This is a genomic window from Ruegeria haliotis, from assembly GCF_013377785.1.
GTDB lineage: Bacteria > Pseudomonadota > Alphaproteobacteria > Rhodobacterales > Rhodobacteraceae > Ruegeria > Ruegeria haliotis.
The window spans coordinates 87,507-110,087 of record NZ_JABXWT010000001.1 but is presented as its reverse complement, the minus strand read 5'-3'; the positions used below and the strand labels follow the sequence as shown (position 1 = coordinate 110,087).

The window sequence follows — 22,581 nt, the reverse complement described above, 5'->3', positions numbered from 1 at the left end:
GTACCGTTAAACAGGACGGGCCATGCCCGCCGCGAGTCTATGTTGCGGATGTCCATGCTGCACGAAATATAAATGTATACAAGTTGTATTTTCTTAAAGTACAAAATGGCACAACGCTGCGGTCGCAATCGATTCGCAGCAGTCAACTCGGTGATAATCGACAGGGCCAAGGGATGAAGGACGACGCAAAGTCACGCAAAGGCGAGCTGAGAGAGCACCTGAAAGTGTCGATCCTGACGCTGCGCCTACGCCCAGGCGCAGATTTGGATGAGGCACACCTGTCAGACGCATTTGGCCTGTCCCGCACCCCGCTGCGCGAGGTGTTTCGGCAATTGGCAGGCGAAGGGTATCTGGATCTGCGTACAAACCGCAGCGCCCGGGTGTCCGAGATGTCATATACCACGTTGCGCGATTTCTTCCTGGCTGCACCCATGGTCTATGGGGCAATCCTGCGACTGGCCGCGCTGAACGCGACAGCGGTGCAGATTGACGATCTCAAGGACGCACAACAGACCTTCAAGGCGGCCTTACGGTCAGGATCAGGCGCTGACCGTGCGCTGGCCAACAACCGCTTTCATGACGTGACCGGAGAGATGTCGGGCAATGTCTACCTGCTGCCCTCGTTCAACCGCCTGCTGATTGATCACGCCCGCATCGGCATGACCTTTTATCGTCCGCAGGCTGGCAAGATGTCGCAGAATCTGTCGCTGGCTAGTCAGCAGCATGATGCCATCATTGCTGCCATCGAAGCGCGTGACGACGCGACGGCGGCGAAGTTGGCCGAAGATCATTGGAACCTGTCGCGCGATCAGATTGAGCTGTTCGTGATGCCCGACGCATTGGATGTACCGATGGGCGCCCCGCCCCTTTCGAAACCTGCATGAGGACGGAATGAACCCGATTTTCAGATTTGAGGGGATTTATACCCCTGTGGTCACGCCCTATCACGAGGATGGCAGCGTCAATTGGGATGCTCTGTCAGATGTGATCGAGTACCTGATCGAGAACGGTGTGCACGGCTTGATCTCGGGCGGGTCGACTGGCGAGAATTATGCTCAGACCGTTGAAGAACGGTTGGATCTGGCACGATTTACGCATGAGCGGTTGAAAGGACGTCTGCCCCTTGTCGTTGGCACTGGCGCGATGTTGACGCCGGATTCCATCGCGTTGGCCTCGGGCGGGCGCGAAATCGGTGCGGATGCGATCCTGCTGGCCAGCCCGCCTTACTCCGTGCCGACGGATCGGGAAAACGCATTGAACGCGCTGGCCATCGACAAGGCCGCCGATCTGCCGGTGATGCTATATAACTACCCACACCGAACTGGCACAATGATGGGCGAGGAATTTCTGGATCGCATTGGCCGCAGCCGAAATTTCTGCGGCATCAAGGAAAGCTCGGGCGATATCAACCGCGTCCATCTGCTGGCGCGGGACTATCCACATATCCAGCTGGGCTGTGGCATGGACGATCAGGCGTTGGAGTTTTTCGCCTGGGGCGCACCGTTCTGGGTCTGTGGCGGGTCGAACTTTCTGCCAGCCGAGCATGTGGCGCTGTATCAGGCCTGCGTGATCGAGGGTAATTTCACCAAGGGCCGGCGCATCATGTCGGCCATGATGCCGCTGATGCGGGTGCTGGAACAGGGCGGCAAGTTCATCCAGACCATCAAGCACGGCGTTACCATGAACGGGATCGACTCGGGCGCGATGCGGCCCCCGCTGAAAGGTCTGAACAAGAATGACAAGCGCGCGTTGGAACAGGTGACGCGTGTATTGAAAAAGACAATCGCCGACATCATGGCTGAGAGTGGGATTGGGGGGTAACAGACATGGATCTGCTGACACAGGACGAATACAAATCCATCGCGGCTGGTCTGGACCTGCCGACGGGCGCCTTCATTGATGGCGGCTTTCGCCCGGCGATTTCTGGTGAGACCTTTGAGACCGTGAACCCGGCGACCGGTGAAAAACTGGCTGATATCGCGGCGTGCGGTGCGGCGGATGTGGATTTTGCCGTCGAGAAAGCACGCGAGGCGTTTGACGATGGGCGCTGGTCGAAACTGCACCCGTCCGAGCGCAAGCATGTTCTGATCCGCCTTGCCAAGTTGATGACACGCAATGCGCGCGAACTGGCGGTGATGGAGAGCATCGACAGCGGCAAGACCATCTTTGACTGCGAAACCGTGGACCTGCCCGAGACGATCCATTGTCTGAAATGGCATGCCGAAGCCGTCGACAAAATCTATGATCAGGTCTCACCGGCTAGTGATGATCACATTGCCATGGTGGTGCGGGAACCTATTGGAGTTGTCGGGCTGGTGTTGCCCTGGAACTTCCCGCTGCTGATGCTGGCGTGGAAGATCGGGCCGGCGCTGGCGGCAGGCTGTTCCGTAATCGTAAAGCCAGCGGCAGAGACCACGTTGACCGCCTTGCGTCTGGCCGAGCTGGCGATGGAAGCAGGTATCCCGCGTGGTGTTTTGAACATTGTCCCCGGTGGCGGGGCTGAGGTCGGTGAACCCATCGGGCGGCATATGGATATCGACATGGTATCCTTCACCGGCTCGACTGTGACCGGCAAACGGTTCCTGACCTATTCCGCCGAAAGCAACGCCAAAGAGGTGGTGCTGGAAATGGGTGGCAAAAACCCGGCCATTGTCATGGACGACGCCGAGAATCTCGACCGCGTGGCCGCGCATGTCGTCAACGGCGCGTTCTGGAACATGGGCGAAAATTGCTCGGCCGCGTCGCGGCTGATCGTGCACAAGGACGTCAAGGCCGAATTGCTGGACCGCATCGCGCATCACGCCAGGCAATGGAATATTGGCGACCCGTTGGACCCCGAAACCCGTATGGGAGCGCTGGTCAGCGAAGGCCATTACTCGAAAGTCTGCGGCTATCTGGATCAGGCGGAAAACGTTGTGATCGGGGGCAAAGCAGACAAGGGGTTTGTCGAGGCGACGGTCGTTGAAGTGTCCGGCAATGACGCAACACTGGCGCGCGAGGAAATCTTTGGCCCTGTCCTTTCGGTGATCGAGGTGTCCGGCTTTGACGAAGCCATCAAGATCGCGAATGACACCGATTATGGCCTCTGCGCCTCGATCTTCACGGCCAACGCCAAGCGCGCCATTCGCGGGGCCCGCGCAATCCGGGCGGGAACGGTGACGGTCAACAGCTTTGGCGAAGGGGACATCACAACGCCGTTTGGCGGCTACAAACAATCCGGTTTTGGCGGGCGTGACAACTCGGTCCACGCGCATGATCAGTACACCCAGTTGAAAACCATCTGGATCGATCTGGCCGACGATGCGGATGAGGCGGTGAGTTGACTCAATTCACTGCCAAGCGCCTGCCGCGACAAACTGGACAGGCCGGATGGAACGCCATCCTACCACCGCAAGAGCCTCTGCCGGAATTGGACCACGATCTGACCGCTGACATAACAATTGTCGGCGGCGGGTTCGCGGGCCTCAGCACCGCCCGGCGGTTGCATCAGATTGATCCGTCGCTGAAGGTTGTCGTGCTGGAAGCCGGGCGGTTTGCCGAGGGGTCAGCGGGCCGCAACTCAGGCTTCATGATTGACCTGCCGCATGATCTGGCCTCGGACAATTATGCCGGCGATGGGATCGAGGCGGATCGGGCGGCCATCTCTCTCAACCGTCGGGCCATCCGTTTTGCAGGGGACGTGGCAGCCGAGTGTGACCTGCCGCAGGAGATGTTCGATCCGTGCGGCAAGTTCAACGCCGCCGCAACGCGAGCGGGCGACGCGCATAATCGCGAATTTTCCACCCATCTTGAAAAACTGGGCGAGCCACACACCCTGTATGATCGCGCGCAGATGCACGAGATCACCGGAAGCCCGCATTACAGCTCGGGTCTGTATGCGCCCGGCACGGTGATGGTCCAGCCTGCCGCCTATATCCGGGCGCTGTCTGCGCACCTGGCCGGGCAGATCGATCTTTTTGAAAACTCGCCTGTCACCGGATTTGAACAGCAAGGTACTGGCTGGGTCGTTCAAACACCAAAGGCGCGGGTGACGACCGGGCGCATCGTTCTGGCCAATAATGGTCATGTCGAAAGCTTCGGTTTCTTTCAGCGACAGCTGATGCATATCTGCCTGTATGCATCGATGACAGAGCCACTGACGCCCGAGCAGATCAACGCCCTTGGCGGTCAGCCGCGTTGGTCCGTGACACCCGCCGATCCGATGGGGACGTCTGTCCGGCGCATTTCCGGCAGCTGTGGTGACCGTATTCTGATCCGCACCTGCTCCAGTTTTCACCCAACGATTGAGACGTCGCGGATGCGCTTGCGGAACGCGGGGTGGGTGCAGGACCGCAAGTTCAGGGAACGGTTCCCGCACCTTCCAGATGTGCGGATGCAACATCGCTGGGCCGGAATGCTGTGTCTGAGCCGTAACGGCTCGGCTGCGTTTGGCGAGGTCGAAAAGGGGGTCTATTCGGCCTGCTGTCAGAATGGGCTGGGCATCGCACGCGGCACGTTGCAGGGCATGGGAGTGGCCGAGATGATGCTGCAAGGCGGATCTGAGATCGCGGATCATTTTCTGTCGCAGCCGGACCTGCCACGCCTGCCGCCCGAGCCTTTTGCATCGCTTGGGGTGAACACCTACCTGATGTGGAAAGAGTGGCGATCGGGCAAGGAATAGAGAGCACGGCACACCACGATGTTCGACAAGTCAGATCAGTTGCACAAAAAGGGCCCGTCCAGTTTTGGACGGGCTAAGTATGGGGAATGCAATTCAGAAGCTCTGGTTCAGCTCATCTGCTGCGGGGATTTCCCGCTCACGGCGCGCGATGTAATCCAGAAGTTCTTCGTTCTTGGCGATGTCCAGCGTGGGCTCCTGATACTCGGCCAGCAATTTGCGGGCATGTTTCAGTGCGCGTTCCGTGATCTCGACTTCACCCTCGGCCGCCCATTGTTCAATCGAGTTGTTGTCGAACATCTCAGGCATGAAAAACGCGGTCTGGAAGTTGTCCTGCGTGTGGGGATGGCCCAGATAATGCCCGCCGGGGCCAACATCGGGCACCGCTGAGAGCGCCTGGTCGAAATCGTGCCATTTCGGCCCTTCGGCCATGCGATAGGCCATAGCGCACTGCTCCGCATCCACGATGAACTTGGCGGTGGAACAGTGCATTCCGGCCTCGTTCCAACCGGCGCTGTGCCAGATGTAATTAGCCCCGGAATGCAGGACTGCCTGCAACGTGGTGGCGGATTCGTAGCCGGCCTGCGCGTCAAACGTCTTGGCCCCACCCAGCGTGTTCGACGTCCGCCATGGCACGCCGTAATGTCGCGCCATCTGACCGATCATGAAATTCATCAGGCTGATTTCCGGCGTCCCTGCCATCGGCGCGCCGGATTTCATCGACACGGTGGACAGGTAGTGGCCGTAGATCGCCGGGGCCCCCTTGCGGATCACCTGCGTATAGGCTAGTGCGCTCAGCGCTTCGGCATTCAATTGTGCGACGGTTGCCGGAACTGACGCGGGCGTATTTGCGCCACCCAGAACGAAGGGTGAGCACAACACAGGCTGATTGCGGCGGCAGAAGGCGCGCAACGCGCCCAGCATTGTCTCGTCCCAGACCAACGGTGAGTTGCCGTTGCAGTTGCCGGTCGTGACGGGGTGGTTTTCCAAGAAATCCTCGCCAAACAGGATGGCGCACATGTCCAGCACGTCCTCGGCATTCTTGGGCGAGGTGGTCATGCCCATGAAGGTTTTGTCCGAGTGTTTCATCGACGAATAGGTGATGCGCAGGTGGCGCTGGCTGATTGGGTGATCGTAGGGCTCGACGATGTGATGCGCGCTGGAGTGCAGCGCGGGCAGCATGTGCGACAGTTTGTGGAACATGGCCAGATCGTCGAGCGTCGGGTTGCGGCGCACATCGTCCAGATCCCGCAGAAACGGCGCGCCGGTCATTGGGACAAATATCGAGTGTTTGCCACCCAGCCGCACGTTCTTGCCCGGGTCGCGGGCGTGATAGGTGAAGTCGCTGGGGATGGTTGCGATCAATTCGCGGACTAGGCCGCGATCCAGATAGACCAGTTCGCCCTCGACTTTGGCCCCTGCCCGCCTCCAGTCCTCCAAGGCGATCGGGTCGCGGAACTGGACGCCCACATTCTCCAGGATATCCATCGAGGCCGTATCGATACGTTCTACTTGGCTTTCGTCCATGACCTCACACAATGGGATCCCCCGGGTCAGGCCGGGCAACATCTCAAAATTTGGTGCGGTGCGTTGGGCGCGGCGGGCAGAGCGTCCGCCGGATCGGGTCGGTGTACGGATATTCACAGGGCAATCCTCCATCTCACTTACATGAATGAAGGATTCGCGGCACAGCCGCCTCTCTGATTGCGATATGTGTTTGCAGGAAGCGACACGGGAAAACTGTTGTTCAGCATCCCCAGAACGAACAACGCCGCCCAAAGCGGGCGGCGTTGAATTTTCAATGATTGGTCAGGCCCTATTCTGCGGCCTGTGCACCGGCATCGGCGTGTTTATCACGCTGACCGTCACGATAGAGCGCTTTGGTAAGCGAAACCATCATCAGGCCCATAATGACGGTGAAGGGCAGAGCACCGATGATCATCGCATTGCGCAGCGCATCCATCGGGTTGTTTTCACCCGCGGCCAGGATCAAAGCGCCGATCACGGCGGTCAGAATGACACCCCAGATGATACGGTGCTTGACGCCGGTTTCCTGGCTGCCGCCGGACATGATGGTGTTCATAACCAGAATGCCCGAGTCCGCAGAGGTCACCAGGAAGGTCATGATCAGGATCACGCACATGACGTTCAGCATGGACAGCAGACCACCATCGATCATGTAGGACAGCGTCACGAACAGTTTGTTGGTGTTCGATGCACCAATGATCGCGCCTTCGGCTGCACCGGCCAGTTCCAGATCAATTGCAGTACCGCCCAGAACAGTCATCCATGCAAAGCAAACCAGTGCCGGTGCCAGCACACAGCCCAGAATGAACTCACGCACGGAACGACCCTTGGAGATGCGCGCTAGGAACAGACCCACAAACGGCGAGAACGCAATCCACCAGGCCCAGTAGAAGGTGGTCCAGCCCGACTGCCAGCCAAACTGACGGCCTTGCTCACCCGCAGCATAGACTGCAGCCAGCGTATCGTCGTCCAGCTCAGCGGCTGCGCCTTCCAGTCCGCTTTTGAAGCCATCAAAGCTGCCCCAGGCATTGGTCGCGCCGCCCATCAGGTCACCGGCCAACGGCTGGGCCGCCTCAGGCAGACCTGCTGCAAACGCATCCGCTGACATCGGGCTATAGGCACCGAAGCTGAGCGACAGGAAGTGGATGATATAGTCGACCATAGCCGTACCATAAGTGGTCATGGCGAAGACAAACGAACCGAACACGATAAAGGTGCCCAGCAAGATGATCGACAGAACAAGGTTCAGGTTCGACAGGTATTTAACACCACGACCAACACCTGAGACCGCCGAAATGATCGACAAACCCATGATAACGACGAGGCCCGCGATTAGGCCAACTTTGCTTGGCGTGGGGACATCACCACCAAAATCCATGATCCATTCCATGCCGGTGATTGCATAAAGACCGTCGATGAACTGGCTGACACCAAACCCAATGGTGACAGACACACCAAGGATCGTGGCAACCACACCCAGAACGTCAACCACATGGCCGAGGAATCCGTTCATCAGGCGACCGAACAATGGGGTAAGAGCCGCGCGGATGGTCAGAGGCATGTCACGGGTATAGGCGTAGTAGGCCAAGGACAGGCCGGTCACCACATAAATCGCCCAGGCATGGAAACCATAATGCAGGAAGGTATAGCGATACGCCGATTGAATTGCTTCGGGATCATTGCCCGCAACCGCGCCGGCCACGACCTCGGGGTTCGATCCCCACAGACCCAGCGGTTCAGCGGTTGCAAAGACCATCAGGCCAACACCCAGACCTGCACCGAACATCATGGAGAACCATGAGAAGTTCGAGAACTCGGGCTTTTCACCCACTGTTCCCATGACCCGTCTTCCGGTCGATGGGATGACGGCTACAATAACCAGGAAGACGACAAACAGCCCGACAATGACGATGTAGAAACTGTTGAAGATTTCCAGAATCTTGCCATTCCAGCTGCCCAGCGTGCTGTTGGCGTTGGCCGGGAAGACAAGCGCCCACAGCACGAGGGCAACCATGATGCCTTTACTGATCAGCGCGATTGGGACGCTGTAATTCTCATAGAAACCGGCATCTGCCGTTTCTATCTCCAGATCCGTAAATGGTTCGGGTACTGACATTTCTTTCCTCCGTGTTGTCGGTTCATTTTGTAGGGAGACCCGTTATCTTTTCTGAGGTGTCCCATTTGTTGTTCGGGTGTTTTCAAGGTTCTTGAGCGTGTCTTGACTAGGGACGCTGCCCAGCGCGGCATTCAATTCTGTTCGTGCGCCTTGCCTGTCCATCCTCTTACCTTCGCTCGTTCTGGGCCATCCTGATGAAAGGGTCGTTGGCAGCGGGACCGAATACGAAACCGGACGAATACACCCGGTCAGAGTATCGGACACGACTTATCTTGGTCCGTTTGCGTATAGAGTCACCTGTCCAATCGTCAGGTCATAACCGACCCTTTCAGCCGGTTTGGCGACCTAAAACAGAAAGTTGAGCATCAAATATACCTTCAACGTATCAATCGCTGGCCTTCAACTGCAAAAATATTGATAGTCAGACGAAGCAAACTAATCCGAACTCAGTCAGCCAAGCCATATGTCCAGACGTCATTACAATCTGCCCCCCCTGACCACACTGTCGGCTTTTGAAGCGGCAGCACGTCATCTAAGCTTCAAGAACGCTGCCGACGAGCTGTCGGTCACTCCGGGGGCCGTCAGCCATCAGATCAAAGCGCTTGAGGGGTATCTGGAAACCGCGCTGTTCCAGCGCAAGCATCGAAGCGTTGATCTGACAGATGACGGTAAAGCCCTGTACGAGGCGCTTTCGACGTCTTTCGGACGCATCTCAAACGTGCTTTCCACAATTCGGGACCGGTCCTATGGCGGCAAAGTGACCGTCGGCTCGACAACGGCGGTGGCTGCGCTGTGGCTGTCTCCGGCGGTCATTCGGTTCTGGCGGGACATGCCGGATGTGAACGTGGACCAGATCTCGCAAGATCGCCCGTTCAAGGATCGTCCTGATGTGGACTTCTTTATCCGATACGGGCGCGACAGTGATCCGAACCTGTCTCATACACCCTTGTACAGGGATCATCTTATCCCGGTTGGCAGCCCTGAAATGGCGGAAAAACTGTCCGGCGCCGGGCTGGAAGAGCTTGCACATCAGCGCCTGATCCATCTGTCCTCCGAAGACCGCATCTGGACCACCTGGCCCGAGTGGTTCCAGCAACTTGGGTATACCGGCTCTATCCCGGTCGAATCCCGCGTCAACAGCTATTCCGTTGCCCTGCAGCGGGCGCGCGAGGGGGCTGGACTGGCGCTTGGGTGGCAACGGTTGATTCACCCCATGCTGCAATCCGGAAAACTGGTGGCGATCGGACCGCATCACCTGACAGCCCCCAATCAGTTTTATCTCGTTGGTCGACCGGACGAGGACCTGTCGGACAGCGCCCGCGCGCTTAAGGATTGGATCATTCAGGAGGTGCGCGGTAGTTCGGTTTAGGTCAGGTAAACCATTGATGAGCTTTTCTGATATTGAGGCCGAGCACATGTGTCGGTCAATACAAAGGGGTCAGGTTAATCCCAGCCTCAGGAGAGTTCGATGAACAAGCACAGCCCGCTCTCGTCCGTTCTGACCGATGTGAACACCGCCAACGGTCTGCCGAACGAGCATTATGTCGATCCAGCGGTTTTTGCCGAAGAACGGCGTTCTGTTCTTTACGCCAACTGGTCCGGGATCGGGTTTGGCAAGGACGTCCCCGAGGCCGGAGATGCAAAGCCCGTGGATTTTCTGGGCATGCCGTTGCTGATTGTCCGGGATCGTGATGGTGAGATCGGTGTATTTCAGAACACCTGCCGTCACCGCGGCATGATCCTGGTGGATGCGCCCAAAAAGATCGGCGGCGCCATCCGCTGCCCCTATCACAGTTGGTGTTACAGCCTGAAAGGGGAATTGCGCGCGACGCCCCATGTCGGCGGTCCGGGGCAGAACAAGCATGAGGATGTGAACACCAAGGATCTGGGGCTGGTGCGCATCCGCTCGCATGTCTGGCGCGACGTGATCTTTGTAAACGTCGATGGCAATGCCCCCGAATTCAAGGACGCACACGGTGCCCTGTTGGAACGCTGGAAAGAGTTCGAACAACCGGTCTTCCACGGCGGCGACGAGTCGTCCTTCAAGCTTGAGGTTAAAACCAACTGGAAACTGGCCGTCGAGAATTACTGCGAGAGCTACCATCTGCCGTGGGTTCACCCCGGCCTCAACAGCTATTCCCGGCTGGAAGATCACTACAACATCGAAGCGCGCGGGCATTATTCCGGCCAGGGCACTTTGGTCTATCGCCAACTGACAGATCAGGATGGCGCGACGCTGCCAGACTTCCCCGACCTCAGTGAACAGTGGGATGAAGGTGCGGAATATATCGCCCTGTATCCCAATGTGCTGCTGGGCGTGCAGCGTGATCACAGTTTTGCAATCGTTCTGGAGCCGGTGGATCAAGAAAACACCGTCGAACATATCGAGCTGTACTATGCCACCAGCGAAGGTGACACCCTTGAACATGACGGGTTGCGCGCCTCAAACGCGCAACAGTGGAAGACCGTGTTCGAAGAGGATGTGTTTGTCGTCGAAGGCATGCAGAAGGGCCGTCACGGCATGCTGTTTGACGGCGGGCGCTTTTCACCTGCTATGGACGGGCCGACCCACAACTTCCACCATTGGGTGGCGACGCAGATTGAAAACGGACGGACCGAATAGGTCAGACCTGAGACTGGAATGCGCGTTTTCCTGACCGCTGAGGAGCCCAAGGAACCATGGACACTGTTGCATTGGACAGCCTGCTATTGGACGCGCATTCCAGAAACGATCACGCAAACCTCGTTTACTATTACACTCTGGCCGCCGATGAACGGGAACGTGCCGGTGACACAGATGCCGCCTGTTTCTATCTGACTCATGCTTTCGTCTTTGCGCTTGAGGCTGGCGCGCCCGAAGCCGACGCCTTGAATGCCCGACTGGTCGGATACGGACGGGCCCATAGTCTGGATTTCTAAGGCTTGCCCTAAATCAGCAAAGCCGTGAACTCGCGACCCCAGCTTCCTTACCCAAGGGAATCCTATTCACACTTCCCCAACCGCTTATAGTCCTTCGGTACACCGATATGGTCGTTTTGGGAGGAGCGAACGTTTGGATCACATCACGGACATGTTGATTGTCGGTGCCGGGTTTTCGGGGCTGACCATGGCAATCGAGGCGCGCAAGCACGGGATCCATAACATTGCTATTCTGGAGAAAGCCGATGACATCGGTGGAACCTGGCGAGAGAACACCTATCCCGGCGTGGCCTGTGATATCCCATCGCATCTCTACTCGATGGCGACCCATCCGAATCCGGACTGGAGCCGGGCCTATGCTGGCGGAGCCGAGATACAGACCTATTTGCAGAAAGTTGCCCGCGACGAAGGGTTGTACGACCTGTGCCACTTTCATCAACAATTGAAATCCGCCAGCTGGGACGGTGTCCGTTGGCAGGTGGAGACGCAGGGCGGGCAACGCTGGTCTGCCCGCGTTCTGGTGTCCGCCATTGGCGCGCTGCACGTCCCCAGCGTTCCGGACATCCCCGGCGCGGACAGCTTCCCGGGCCCCTGTTTCCATTCGGCTCAGTGGGATCACGACGTGGATTTGGTTGACAAACGGATCGCTGTGATTGGCACCGGTGCCTCGGCCGTGCAGTTCGTGCCTGAAATCGCAAAGACCGCCCGACACATCACCATCTTTCAGCGCAGCGCACCCTATGTTTTGCCTCGCCCTGACGGCCCCATAGCCCCTTGGGTCCGGCGTCTGTATGCACGCATTCCGTCGCTGGCCCGATTGCGACGTAAGGCGATCTTCACCGTTTTCGAGTTCCGTCACCGCGTTTTCCGTGGCGAAGAGCGAATGGTGAATTTTGCCATGAAGATGTGGCGCAAATCACTGGACAACGCGATCACAGATCCGGTTGAACGAGAACATCTGATCCCGAGCTATCGGATTGGCTGTAAACGAATCCTCAGTTCCAATGACTGGTATCCTGCGCTGGCCCGCGACAATGTCAGCGTCATTCCGCAAGGCGTGGCGTCGATCCAAGGGAACAAGATCATCGCAGCGGATGGCAGCGAAACACGGGCCGAAGTACTGATCTGGGGTACCGGATTTCACGTGACCGATGTCATGGACCGCTTGGACATCACTGGCGCAGACGGTCTGACCCTGGGTGCCGCTTGGGCGGATGGAATGCAGGCTCATCTGGGTACGGCAATTGCCGGTTTTCCGAATTTCTTCGTCCTGCTGGGTCCGCATACCGGACTGGGCCACAACTCGGTCGTTTTGATGATCGAGGCGCAGGTCAACCATATCGGGCGCGTTCTAAGTGAGATGGACAGCAAGGGCCTGCATGCAGTGACACCAGACCCAGCCAGACAAGCAGCCTTCTCTCAGGAAATGCAGGATCGCCATACGGACAGTGTCTGGCAGGCCGGGGGCTGCACCTCGTGGTATCAGGACGCCGAGGGGCGCAATACGACGCTTTGGCCCGGGACTGTTGGCGAATTCCAAAAACGTATGGCACAATCCGGGTTGGAACAGTATTCGCCCGCCCCGGCCACAGACGGAGACAGCTGAAATGACGACGGTATTGATCCTGATTGCAATCTTCGCAGCCATCCTGTTGGGCTTGAACCTCTGGACCCGGCGCTTGACTCGTCAAGGCCAGGCAACAGTGCCACAACTGGGTGAAATCATCCCCGTGCACGGCGGCAGCATCCATTACGTAGAAAAGGGAAACCCGGAGAACCAGAGCATTGTCATGATCCATGGGCTGGCTGGGCAGTTGCAGCATTTCACCTATGCCCTGATGGATAGTCTGGCCGACGACTATCATGTCATAGCGGTAGATCGTCCGGGATGCGGATATTCCACCCGAGATACCGCCGAGTTGGGCCGACTGCCCGAGCAGGCCCGGATGATCGATGACTTCCTTGCGGCCAAGGGTGTCTCGAACGCGGTGCTGGTTGGACACTCGTTGGGTGGGGCCGTCTCGCTGGCCATGGCACTGGATCATCCGGACCGGGTTGCCGGTCTGGCACTGCTGGCTCCGCTGACGCATAAATTGCCCGGCACGCCTGCGGTGTTCAAACCCTTGGAGATCAGAACCGGCTGGCTGCGCAACCTGATTGGCAACACGCTGGCGGTTCCTATCGCTCATAAAACTGCGCCTCATACGCTGGGCGCCGTTTTTGACCCCGAGATCCCGCCAGAGGATTTTCTGGACCGTGCCGGTGGTGCCCTTGGTTTGCGCCCATCGGCCTTTATCACGGCATCGCAGGACGTTCTGGGCATAGACGAAAGCATCGAGGTACAGGCCGCACGCTATCCCGAGTTGCAGGTCTCAGGTGGGATACTTTACGGTGATCGGGATGCGATCCTGCCGTCTGCTGAACAGGGCGGGTCAATGACCCAGTTTGGTTTGACCCATGACGAGATCGAAGGCCTTGGCCATATGATCCTGATCACCGAACCGGATGCCTGTGCCGCGTTTATCCGCAGTGTGGCTCAATCCGTCGAAAAGACAGCGATCCCATCGCAAGAGACAGGTCAGGGCAGCGCCTGAAAGAATCCGGTCGGGTCGGGTGAATTACCTCTTGACCCTCCCCGGCCCCTCGCTTAAATCGCCTCTCACTCATGGCGGAGTAGCTCAGTTGGTTAGAGCAGCGGAATCATAATCCGCGTGTCGGGGGTTCAAGTCCCTCCTCCGCTACCAAAAATCCCTTTGAATTCAGAAGACGCAATCAACCGGCCCAACTTGCATCGTTGGATTGCGAGACGTTTGAACGCTTATTGAAGGCCGGACATGTCCAACAGCGGCGTCGCCCGGGTCACATCAAACTTGTGCATGAGGCCTGCCAATTCAACCTGAACTTTCAGTTTATCCGTGCTCTCAAAACGATCGAAATAAGCAAACTCAATCGTATCCAGCGCCTCCATGTCCTGACACTGAATGGCATAGTCAGCCTGAAATTCTGAATGTGTTGACGTCTGCTCGCCAGTCTCGGGCGTCTCTTCCGAGCTCTCAGACGTCAGCGTCACATTGGCTGATGCCGTAAAACACCCGGCCTCTGTGGGCACGATAAATAGCTCTAAGGGCTTTGAAAGATCCGAGATTGCAATTGCAACCATGGCGCGATCATCATCATTCGCAGCCGGACGTTCAAATCCGATGATATCGATGCCGGGAACCACCAGTGACAAGGTAAACTCTGCCCCGGAAAAGGTAATGCCCAGTGTTCCCACCCCATGCTGATGCGGTGTTTCCAGTTGCGAATCCTGGGCCGCCAGAGCCGCAGGGCACAGGGACAATGCAAGAACCACGCACTTCATTAACCAAACACCACCAAAAAGAGAATCACGGTAACTACTCTAACCCGATTCATTGGCCATGCAACGTCTGGCCCGCGCCTGAATCTCGCCAGATATGGGGAGATCACAGACTATAGTCAGATGGGCTGCGACAATTCCGACAATATAACTCAGGTTGACATAGGCGACTAAATCACTCAGTTACTTCGGCATGAAAAACTTGCGGCGCCAGCGCCCACACTGCAATTTCTGACAGGAAAGATCGTAACCTCATGACCAAGTTATTTGCTGCTGCCAGCGCCTTGACTCTCTGCGTCGCCACTGCTGCTTCGGCCAGTGATGCGCCCGCAAAAGCTGATGTACTGAACACTTACGCCAACATCGCCGAAGCCAAATACGATGACAGCCTGATCGCCGCAAAATCGCTGCAGGCCGCTGTTAACGCATTGATCGCCGATCCGTCGGATGCCACACTGAACGCCGCGCGCGCGGCATGGGTTGCCGCACGTGTACCTTATCAGCAGACCGAGGTTTACCGTTTTGGCAACGCCATCGTCGATGACTGGGAAGGCAAGGTCAACGCATGGCCGCTGGACGAAGGTCTGATCGACTATGTCGACGCGGCCTATGGCGGTGCCACTGACGAGAACGAATTTGCCGTGCTGAACGTCATCGCCAACCCCAGCTTCGAGCTGTCGGGCGAAACCATCGACGCCGGCGAAATCACCCCCGAACTGCTGGGTGAAACCCTGCACGAGGCCGACGGCATCGAAGCAAACGTCGCCACCGGCTATCACGCGATCGAATTCCTGCTGTGGGGCCAGGACATGAACGGCCACGGCTCGGGCGCAGGCAACCGATCCTGGACTGATTATGCTGCAGGTGACGATTGCACCGGCGGCAACTGTGATCGCCGCGGGCAATACCTGAGCGCCGCAACCGAACTGCTGGTCAGCGATCTGGCATGGATGGCCGCACAGTGGCAAGAAGGTGGTGCGGCCCGCGCAGCTCTGGCCGAGAATGAGGCCGCAGGCGTCAGTGCCATCCTGACCGGCATGGGCTCGCTGTCTTATGGCGAACAGGCTGGTGAGCGGATGCGCCTGGGTCTGATGCTGAACGACCCCGAAGAAGAGCATGATTGCTTCTCGGACAACACCCACAACAGCCACTACTACGATGGCCTGGGTGTACAGAACGTCTATCTGGGTAGCTATACGCGCATCGATGGCACTCCTGTTTCCGGCGCGTCTCTGTCGGATCTGGTTCTCGCCACCGACCCGGCGCTGGATACCGAGATGAAGGCGAAATTGTCGAACACGATGCAGGCGCTGGGTCGTCTCAAGTCGACTGCCGAAGCGGGTTTCGCATACGACCAGATGCTTGAGCGCGGCAATGCCGGCGGCGAAGCTCTGATCATGGGTGGTGTCAACGGGCTGGTCGATCAGACCAAGACGATCGAGCGCATCGTCACAACTCTGGAGCTGGATCAGATCGAGTTCGAAGGCTCGGACAGCCTGGACAACCCGGACGCTGTCTTTCAGTAACTGACAAAACAGGCCGGAAGCGTGGGCAAAATCACGCTTCCGGCATCCCCGGTCACGAAGAGTTGCGTATTGGAACTGGACCCGGGAGTAATAACTTACTATTTTAGTAAGACACACCAGAAGCCGGTCGAGTCACCATGATCGTATGCCACTGCACAAACATCTCAGACCACGACATCCGCTCTGCTATTGATTGGATGCGAACGTCAGACCCTTATGCGGTCATTACGCCCGGTAAAATCTATCATGCCCTCGGTAAATCTGCCGACTGCGGTGGGTGTATGCCACTTTTCCTAGACTCAATGCGTTCTAGCGATAATCTGGAGGTACCCATGCAGCTCCGTGCGCTACGCACCGGAGTAACACAGGAGAGTGCAGATGAAGGGCGATCCAAAGGTCATCGAATATCTAAACAAATCTCTGCGGCATGAGCTGACTGCCGTCAGCCAGTATTGGCTGCATTACCGGCTGCAAGAGGATTGGGGCCTTGGCCATATGGCCAAAAAAAGCCGCGAAGAAAGTATCGAAGAGATGGGCCACGCGGACAAGCTCATCGAGCGGATCATCTTTCTCGAAGGTCACCCGAATCTGCAGAAACTGGACCCATTGCGCATTGGTCAGACCCCCAGAGAAACGTTGGAATGCGATCTGGCGGCCGAGATCGACGCAAGGGCCCTGTACAAGGAAGCGCGCGAATACTGCCGGGAAGCCGGCGATTTTGTGTCGATGGCGTTGTTCGAGCAGTTGATGTCCGATGAAGAGGGGCATATCGACTTCCTCGAAACGCAGATCGACCTCTATGAAAGGATCGGCGAAGCCAACTATGCGCAACTCAACGCTTCTACAATGGACGAAGGCGACTAACGCCCTTCTCCTGCCGGTGGCCGCGTTCGCGGCCACCCAAGCCCTGTCAGCCGAGCTGCAGGACCTCCACCTGAACATTCAGCCCCGCACCGAAGATGATCGCGCCCGCATCGCCGCAGTCACCGCACCCCCGCAGGATTTCAGCGCGGCGCAGCGGTTCGAAGAGCTGTCCGCCGGGGCAGCGACCGTGCGTGTCCGCCATAATTCAGACGCGTTTTCCCAACCTTCAGACAATCTGAGTTTCGAGCAGGAGCTGGAATTCAAGGTCGGCAACGGGTTGTTCAAGAAAATCTGGGTCTCGTCACCGTCATCGACACTGGCCTCGGATGGGCTGGGCCCATTGTACAACGCGCGGTCCTGCCAAAGGTGCCACATCAAAGATGGACGCGGTCACACGCCGAACGGACCGGATGACAGCGCAGTCTCGTTGTTCTTGCGTATCTCGGTTCCCGGAACCCCCGATGATGGCTATGCCGAGATCGAGGATTACATCGCCACCCTGCCCGACCCGACCTATGGCGGGCAGATGCAGGACTTCGCATTGGCGGGACATCCGGTTGAGTATCGGCTGGACGTCACATACAAAGAAATTCCCGTCGACCTGTCCGAAGGTGAAACTGCCACACTCCGCCGTCCCACCTACAAGGCCGCCGATCTGGGATATGGCCCGCTGCATCCCGACGCGATGCTCAGCCCGCGCGTCGCGCCGCAGATGATCGGACTTGGCCTGCTCGAGGCGATTCCGGTTGAGGATCTGCTGACCAATGCCGATCCCGATGACGCCGATAGCGACGGGATATCGGGTCGCCCCAACATCGTCTGGTCCTCGGAATTCGGTGAACCGATGATGGGCAGGTTTGGCCATAAGGCAGGGATGCCGACGGTGATGGAACAGTCCGCCGCCGCCTTTGCCGGTGACATCGGCATCTCCAGCCCGCTATATCCAGCGCCGCAAGGGGATTGCACTGAAACGCAGGTCAATTGCGTACGGGCGCCGCATGGCGACGGGGATGTGCGCGAATTCGAAGTCGATCAGCAGGGTATGGACCTTGTGGCGTTCTACAGCCGCAATCTGGGTGTCCCGGGTCGCCGGGACGCGGACGACCGCCAGGTGCTGCGCGGTAAAGAGGTATTCAACACCACCGGCTGCGTATCGTGCCACACGCCCGCTTATGTCACCCATCGCATGCAGGACCGGCCCGAACATAGCTTTCAGTTGATCTGGCCCTATACCGACCTGCTGTTGCATGACATGGGCGTTGGTCTGGCCGACAACCGCCCCGAGGCCCGTGCCACCGGGCAAGAGTGGCGGACGCCCCCCCTGTGGGGAATAGGTCTGACCCAACGTGTGTCCGGCCACACTCAATTCTTGCATGACGGGCGGGCGCGAAACCTGCTGGAAGCCGTCTTGTGGCATGGCGGCGAAGCACAAGCCGCTCGCGACACAGTCGTGTCCATGCCGAAAGCTGATCGCGACGCCCTGATCCGTTTCCTGGAGAGCCTCTGACCATGCGCATCCCCGCCCTTATCACGGTCCTGTTTTTACCTTTGACGGCCTATGCTCAGGATCGCGCCCCTATTCTGATGGATGTGACGGAAACGCATATCCTGCCCCGATTTGCAGACCTTGCAGAGTCGGCAAGCGCACTGGCCACGACATCTCAGCAGGATTGCGCCCCAGCGTCACCCAACCTGCGCGCGGCCTATGGCACTGCCTTTGACGATTGGATATCGGCAAGCCATCTGCGGTTCGGCCCGACCGAGGCCGAAGATCGCGCCTTTGCGATGGCGTTTTGGCCTGACACCAAGGGGTTCACACCAAAAGCCTTGTCGCAACTGATTGCCGCCGAGGACTTAGCCGTTCAAGAGCCTGAGGCCTATGCCGAGACGTCGGTGGCAGGACGCGGGTTCTTTGCGTTGGAACAGATGCTCTATGATCCCGCTTTTGCCGAACAAGGTAGTTCAGAGTACCGCTGTGCGCTGATCCAGGCCATCGCCGCCGATATCGACGCAAATGCCACGGCCATGTCCGCCGACTGGCGAGTATATGCGCCCAAACTGACGCAACCGGGTGAAAACAGCCCATATCGGTCGCAGAACGAGGCCATGCAAGAGCTGTTCAAGGCACTGTCCACGGGTCTGGAATTCACCGCCGACACCCGGTTGGGCCGTCCGCTAGGCACATTTGACCGCCCACGGCCCAACCGGGCCGAGGCGCGCCGCTCGGACCGCTCTTTGCGGCATGTGGAACTGTCTCTGATTGCGCTGCGCGATCTGGCGGCCCGGCTGTCCTTCGATCACCCGGATATTGCCGCGGATCTGGACGCGGGTTTTGCCAGAGCCATCGAGCGCGCGCAGTCCATCGACGATCCGGCGCTGGCCGGTGTCGCCGACCCCCAAAGCCGCTTCCGTATCGAAGCGCTGCAGCAGTCGATCAGTGACATTCGCACAATCGCCTCAACAGAACTTGGCCAGACCTTGGGGATCAGTGCCGGCTTCAACTCATTGGATGGAGACTGATCCATGACAACTCGCCGCCACTTTCTTGCCGGGCTTGCCGCGGCAACACTCTCTCCTGTCCGCAGCTGGGCATCGGTGGGCGCGCCGGATTTTCTGGCCGCAGCACTGTTTCCGGATGGCTCGTATCGGTTGGCCGGGCTGGACGCCCATGGCGCGATCCTGTTCTCGCTGCCTTTGCCTGCGCGCGGCCACGCTGCCGCGGCACATCCGTTCAAGGCGCAGGCCGTGGCCTTTGCCCGCCGCCCCGGCACCTTTGCCATTGTGATCGATTGTGCAAGTGGCGCGGAATTAGCGCAGCTAGAGGCCCCAGCGGGGCGGCACTTCTACGGGCACGGGGCGTTCTCGACGGAGGGAGAGCGGTTCTATGCAACCGAGAACGACTATGAAGCCGGAGAGGGCGTGATCAGCGTTTGGGACGGTACCAGCTTTGAGCGGCTGGGCGAGTTTTCTTCGGGCGGTGTAGGTCCGCATGACATGCGATTGATGCCGGATGGAAAGACCCTCGTCGTTGCAAATGGCGGGATCGAAACCCATCCCGACACTGGTCGGAGCAAGCTGAACCTGCCGACGATGCAGCCAAATCTGACCTATGTCGATCTGTCGGGCACGCTGCTGGAACAGCTGGAACTACCCTTTGCGCTACATAAGGATTCGATCCGTCATCTTGCTGTTCGGGGCGACGGGTTGGTCGGGTTTGCTATGCAATGGCAAGGCAGCCAAACCGAATATCCGCCCCTTCTGGGCCTGCATCGCTGGGGTGAACAGCCGCGTTTGTTGTCCGCACCCGAGGCGGATCAAAATACCTTGCAGGGCTATGCTGGCAGCATCGCCTTTTCAGCCGATGGCAACACAATCGCAATCACCTGTCCGCGCGGCAACGCGTTGCACCGGTTTAATGCCAACAGCAGGGCCTTCATCGACGCCTTCGCACTCGAGGATGTCTGCGGTCTGGGCGCTGGCCGCGACGGGCTGGTTTTCACAACGGGAACAGGCACGTTCGGCGCACTGACCGGCGCGGACCCTGCTATCTCGGCGCGCTCGGATTGCCAGTGGGATAACCACCTGATCCCGATCCGCTCGCTTGCGTGAAATTCGGCAATTCCTGTCGCATAGTTTACACTTGGAAGAATCAAGGCGCTGCCGTATTGGCGGACCCGAAACTGGTACCCGAAGCGCAAGGATTGACTTGATTGAAACAGACACCTGCCGCACCGCATTCCATCTACGGGGTTGAGAAGTGGGGCAAGGGCCTCATTGAGGTGATGGCAGAAGGTGAGATCGGCCTGCGTAATCCGATGGCGCCTGAGGCGGCGGCGATCAGCTTGCCCGGTATTCTGCACGATCTGGACCAGCGCGGCATCAAGGCGCCCATCGTCTTGCGTATCAGTTCCTATCTGGAGCACGAGATCGCCCATATCAATGATAGCTTTCGCGATGCAATTGCGCGCACCGGCTACAAGGGCAGCTATCGTGGCGTCTTTCCGATCAAGGTGAACCAGCAGGCACAGGTGATCGACCGGATCGTCGAGTTTGGCAAGAAATACAATTACGGGCTCGAGGCCGGATCAAAGCCGGAACTGGTGGTCGCGCTGGCCCATCGTTTGGCCAGCGAGGCGCTGATTGTCTGCAATGGCGTCAAGGATGCCGAATTCATCCAGCTGGCCATCCTCAGCCGGAAGATCGGCTTTAACACCGTCATCGTGCTGGAAAGCCCGAAAGAGGCTGACACGGTGATCGAAGTCTACAATGAGTTGGGCATCGAACCTCTGATCGGTGTGCGGGTCAAACTGACCAACCAGATCAGCGGCAAGTGGGAGGAGAGTTCGGGCGACCGCTCGGCCTTTGGTATGAATACGGATCAGCTGGTGGCCGTGGTGGACAAGCTGCGTGATGCCGGGCTGTTGCATTGCCTGAAACTGCAGCACTCGCATCTGGGTTCGCAGGTGCAGGACGTCAACGATGTGCGCCGCGCGGTGGGCGAGGCCTGTCGCTATTACACCGAACTGACGCGTGAAGGTGTGCCGTTGTCCCATCTGGACCTCGGCGGTGGCATGGGCGTCGATTACACCGGCGAGAAGAAGGCCGCCGAGAACTCGATCAACTACACGGTCGAGGAATATTGCGCCAATGTGGTCGAGACCGTGGCCTATGCGATGGACGAGGCCGAAGTCGCGCACCCCACGCTGATCACCGAAAGCGGCCGGGCGGTGGTGGCGACGTCATCGATGCTGGTGTTCAACGTATTGGAAAGCACGCTCTACGATGCGCCCAACGGCCCCAAGGTCGAACCGGATGACCACCATCTGGTCTCGGATCTGGCCGCTGTACACGGATATCTTAGCAGCGACCGCCTGCAGGAATGCTGGAACGATGCCACTTTTTACCGCAACGAGCTGCGCGCCCTGTTCCGCCGCGGCTACGTTGACCTGCGTCAGATGGCCCGCGCCGAACGGATCTACCTGTCGCTGATGACCCGCCTCAAGGCGCTCGCCGCCAGCGATGATCTGGACACGGATGTAGATGACCAGCTTGAGAAAGTCGCCGATATCTACCATTGCAATTTCTCGCTGTTCCAGTCGCTGCCCGATGTCTGGGCCATCGACCAGCTGCACCCGATCGTGCCGCTGCAGGGCTTGAATCAAACCCCGGATCGCCGCGCGGTGCTGTCCGACATCACCTGCGACAGCGACGGCAAGATCGATCGGTTTATCCTCGCCGATGGCGTCTCACCCAGCCTGCCGGTTCACACGCTCCCCGAAGGGGAAGAATACCTCATGGGCGTGTTTTTTGTCGGCGCCTATCAGGAAACGCTGGGCGATCTGCACAACCTGTTCGGCGACACGAATGTGGTCACCATCGACCTACGCCCCGACGGCGGCTTTGACCTGCTGCACGAACAAGAAGGCGATACCATTGGTCAGGTGCTGTCTTATGTCGAGTTCGATCCGGCCGACTGCGTCGCCGCCTTCCGCAAAATGGTGGACGAGGCGATCTCGACCGGCACGTTGCAGGCCGGGGACCGCAAAACCCTGATGGGCGCCTATCGCGACTCGATCAACGGCTATACGTATTACGAATGACCCAAACACCAGCA

At 58.5% G+C, this 22,581-nt stretch carries 19 protein-coding genes and 1 tRNA gene; 17 read left to right on the top strand and 3 right to left on the bottom strand.

Annotated features, from left to right (window positions below; translation table 11 throughout):
* The first annotated feature begins 173 nt into the window (after positions 1–173).
* From HW561_RS00505 to HW561_RS00490, 4 genes are read left to right on the top strand one after another with little or no spacing between them, the layout of a single operon-like run.
* A complete protein-coding gene (locus HW561_RS00505) occupies positions 174–884 on the top strand; it encodes a GntR family transcriptional regulator (protein WP_176861251.1) in 711 nt (236 codons plus the stop codon).
* A 7-nt stretch (positions 885–891) separates the two neighbouring features.
* Positions 892–1,821: a dihydrodipicolinate synthase family protein gene (locus HW561_RS00500; RefSeq protein ID WP_176861250.1), complete on the top strand. Its 930-nt coding sequence runs from the start codon at positions 892–894 to the stop codon at positions 1,819–1,821.
* A 5-nt stretch (positions 1,822–1,826) separates the two neighbouring features.
* Positions 1,827–3,323 (top strand): aldehyde dehydrogenase, encoded by a 1,497-nt coding sequence (locus HW561_RS00495; protein WP_176861247.1) that lies wholly within the window; start codon positions 1,827–1,829, stop codon positions 3,321–3,323.
* Positions 3,320–4,660, top strand: coding sequence for an NAD(P)/FAD-dependent oxidoreductase (locus tag HW561_RS00490; protein WP_176861245.1), 1,341 nt, complete (start codon positions 3,320–3,322; stop codon positions 4,658–4,660). Before HW561_RS00495 ends, HW561_RS00490 begins: the two co-directional genes overlap by 4 nt.
* 93 nt (positions 4,661–4,753) lie before the next feature.
* Here the strand turns inward: HW561_RS00490 and HW561_RS00485 are convergent, their stop codons facing one another.
* The gene (locus tag HW561_RS00485; protein WP_176861243.1) at positions 4,754–6,316 is read right to left on the bottom strand and encodes a trimethylamine methyltransferase family protein; all 1,563 of its coding nucleotides are present in this window, start codon (positions 6,314–6,316) and stop codon (positions 4,754–4,756) included.
* Between the two features lie 157 nt (positions 6,317–6,473).
* A complete protein-coding gene (locus HW561_RS00480) occupies positions 6,474–8,300 on the bottom strand; it encodes a BCCT family transporter (RefSeq protein WP_176861241.1) in 1,827 nt (608 codons plus the stop codon).
* Between the two features lie 463 nt (positions 8,301–8,763).
* On the opposite strand from HW561_RS00480, the gene HW561_RS00475 reads away from it, so the two are divergent.
* The 6 genes from HW561_RS00475 (at position 8,764) to HW561_RS00450 (ending at position 13,963) form a co-directional block, all read left to right on the top strand.
* Complete coding sequence (locus tag HW561_RS00475) at positions 8,764–9,669, top strand: LysR substrate-binding domain-containing protein (protein ID WP_176861239.1); 906 nt, start codon at positions 8,764–8,766, stop codon at positions 9,667–9,669.
* A 99-nt stretch (positions 9,670–9,768) separates the two neighbouring features.
* On the top strand, positions 9,769–10,923 hold the full coding sequence (locus HW561_RS00470; protein ID WP_176861237.1) for an aromatic ring-hydroxylating oxygenase subunit alpha: 1,155 nt from the start codon (positions 9,769–9,771) through the stop codon (positions 10,921–10,923).
* 56 nt (positions 10,924–10,979) lie between these two features.
* Positions 10,980–11,219 carry a hypothetical protein gene (locus tag HW561_RS00465; RefSeq protein ID WP_176861235.1) on the top strand — a complete coding sequence of 80 codons (240 nt, stop codon included), beginning with the start codon at positions 10,980–10,982 and terminating at the stop codon, positions 11,217–11,219.
* Between the two features lie 133 nt (positions 11,220–11,352).
* Positions 11,353–12,825, top strand: a complete 1,473-nt coding sequence (locus tag HW561_RS00460; RefSeq protein ID WP_176861232.1) for a flavin-containing monooxygenase — start codon at positions 11,353–11,355, stop codon at positions 12,823–12,825.
* 1 nt (position 12,826) lies between these two features.
* Positions 12,827–13,813, top strand: coding sequence for an alpha/beta fold hydrolase (locus tag HW561_RS00455; protein WP_176861230.1), 987 nt, complete (start codon positions 12,827–12,829; stop codon positions 13,811–13,813).
* A 73-nt stretch (positions 13,814–13,886) separates the two neighbouring features.
* Positions 13,887–13,963 (top strand) — tRNA-Met (locus HW561_RS00450).
* 74 nt (positions 13,964–14,037) lie between these two features.
* On the opposite strand, the gene HW561_RS00445 is transcribed toward HW561_RS00450, so the two are convergent.
* The gene (locus HW561_RS00445; RefSeq protein WP_176861228.1) at positions 14,038–14,580 is read right to left on the bottom strand and encodes a ZrgA family zinc uptake protein; all 543 of its coding nucleotides are present in this window, start codon (positions 14,578–14,580) and stop codon (positions 14,038–14,040) included.
* A gap of 251 nt (positions 14,581–14,831) precedes the next feature.
* On the opposite strand from HW561_RS00445, the gene HW561_RS00440 reads away from it, so the two are divergent.
* From HW561_RS00440 to speA, 7 genes are all read left to right on the top strand, one after another.
* A complete protein-coding gene (locus HW561_RS00440) occupies positions 14,832–16,103 on the top strand; it encodes an imelysin family protein (RefSeq protein WP_176861227.1) in 1,272 nt (423 codons plus the stop codon).
* A 137-nt stretch (positions 16,104–16,240) separates the two neighbouring features.
* Positions 16,241–16,534 carry a (2Fe-2S)-binding protein gene (locus HW561_RS00435; RefSeq protein ID WP_176861225.1) on the top strand — a complete coding sequence of 98 codons (294 nt, stop codon included), beginning with the start codon at positions 16,241–16,243 and terminating at the stop codon, positions 16,532–16,534.
* Positions 16,482–16,967 carry a bacterioferritin gene (gene bfr, locus HW561_RS00430; protein WP_176861223.1) on the top strand — a complete coding sequence of 162 codons (486 nt, stop codon included), beginning with the start codon at positions 16,482–16,484 and terminating at the stop codon, positions 16,965–16,967. The genes HW561_RS00435 and bfr overlap by 53 nt, the downstream gene beginning before the upstream one ends.
* Positions 16,927–18,474 (top strand): di-heme oxidoreductase family protein, encoded by a 1,548-nt coding sequence (locus tag HW561_RS00425; protein WP_176861220.1) that lies wholly within the window; start codon positions 16,927–16,929, stop codon positions 18,472–18,474. Before bfr ends, HW561_RS00425 begins: the two co-directional genes overlap by 41 nt.
* 2 nt (positions 18,475–18,476) lie before the next feature.
* The gene (locus tag HW561_RS00420; RefSeq protein ID WP_176861218.1) at positions 18,477–19,487 is read left to right on the top strand and encodes an imelysin family protein; all 1,011 of its coding nucleotides are present in this window, start codon (positions 18,477–18,479) and stop codon (positions 19,485–19,487) included.
* 3 nt (positions 19,488–19,490) lie between these two features.
* The gene (locus tag HW561_RS00415) at positions 19,491–20,576 is read left to right on the top strand and encodes a DUF1513 domain-containing protein (RefSeq protein WP_176861216.1); all 1,086 of its coding nucleotides are present in this window, start codon (positions 19,491–19,493) and stop codon (positions 20,574–20,576) included.
* Between the two features lie 101 nt (positions 20,577–20,677).
* Positions 20,678–22,567 carry a biosynthetic arginine decarboxylase gene (gene speA, locus HW561_RS00410; RefSeq protein WP_176861214.1) on the top strand — a complete coding sequence of 630 codons (1,890 nt, stop codon included), beginning with the start codon at positions 20,678–20,680 and terminating at the stop codon, positions 22,565–22,567.
* Positions 22,568–22,581: the final 14 nt, after the last annotated feature.

Excerpts from the sequence above, each read along its gene's own strand:
- HW561_RS00505 (WP_176861251.1), top strand. The coding sequence starts at position 174 with ATGAAGGACGACGCAAAGTCACGCAAAGGCGAGCTGAGAGAGCACCTG.
- HW561_RS00500 (WP_176861250.1), top strand. The coding sequence starts at position 892 with ATGAACCCGATTTTCAGATTTGAGGGGATTTATACCCCTGTGGTCACG.
- HW561_RS00495 (WP_176861247.1), top strand. The coding sequence starts at position 1,827 with ATGGATCTGCTGACACAGGACGAATACAAATCCATCGCGGCTGGTCTG.
- HW561_RS00485 (WP_176861243.1), bottom strand. The coding sequence starts at position 6,316 with ATGGAGGATTGCCCTGTGAATATCCGTACACCGACCCGATCCGGCGGA.
- HW561_RS00480 (WP_176861241.1), bottom strand. The coding sequence starts at position 8,300 with ATGTCAGTACCCGAACCATTTACGGATCTGGAGATAGAAACGGCAGAT.
- HW561_RS00475 (WP_176861239.1), top strand. The coding sequence starts at position 8,764 with ATGTCCAGACGTCATTACAATCTGCCCCCCCTGACCACACTGTCGGCT.
- HW561_RS00470 (WP_176861237.1), top strand. The coding sequence starts at position 9,769 with ATGAACAAGCACAGCCCGCTCTCGTCCGTTCTGACCGATGTGAACACC.
- HW561_RS00465 (WP_176861235.1), top strand. The coding sequence starts at position 10,980 with ATGGACACTGTTGCATTGGACAGCCTGCTATTGGACGCGCATTCCAGA.
- HW561_RS00455 (WP_176861230.1), top strand. The coding sequence starts at position 12,827 with ATGACGACGGTATTGATCCTGATTGCAATCTTCGCAGCCATCCTGTTG.
- HW561_RS00445 (WP_176861228.1), bottom strand. The coding sequence starts at position 14,580 with ATGAAGTGCGTGGTTCTTGCATTGTCCCTGTGCCCTGCGGCTCTGGCG.
- HW561_RS00440 (WP_176861227.1), top strand. The coding sequence starts at position 14,832 with ATGACCAAGTTATTTGCTGCTGCCAGCGCCTTGACTCTCTGCGTCGCC.
- HW561_RS00435 (WP_176861225.1), top strand. The coding sequence starts at position 16,241 with ATGATCGTATGCCACTGCACAAACATCTCAGACCACGACATCCGCTCT.
- bfr (WP_176861223.1), top strand. The coding sequence starts at position 16,482 with ATGAAGGGCGATCCAAAGGTCATCGAATATCTAAACAAATCTCTGCGG.
- HW561_RS00425 (WP_176861220.1), top strand. The coding sequence starts at position 16,927 with ATGCGCAACTCAACGCTTCTACAATGGACGAAGGCGACTAACGCCCTT.
- HW561_RS00420 (WP_176861218.1), top strand. The coding sequence starts at position 18,477 with ATGCGCATCCCCGCCCTTATCACGGTCCTGTTTTTACCTTTGACGGCC.
- HW561_RS00415 (WP_176861216.1), top strand. The coding sequence starts at position 19,491 with ATGACAACTCGCCGCCACTTTCTTGCCGGGCTTGCCGCGGCAACACTC.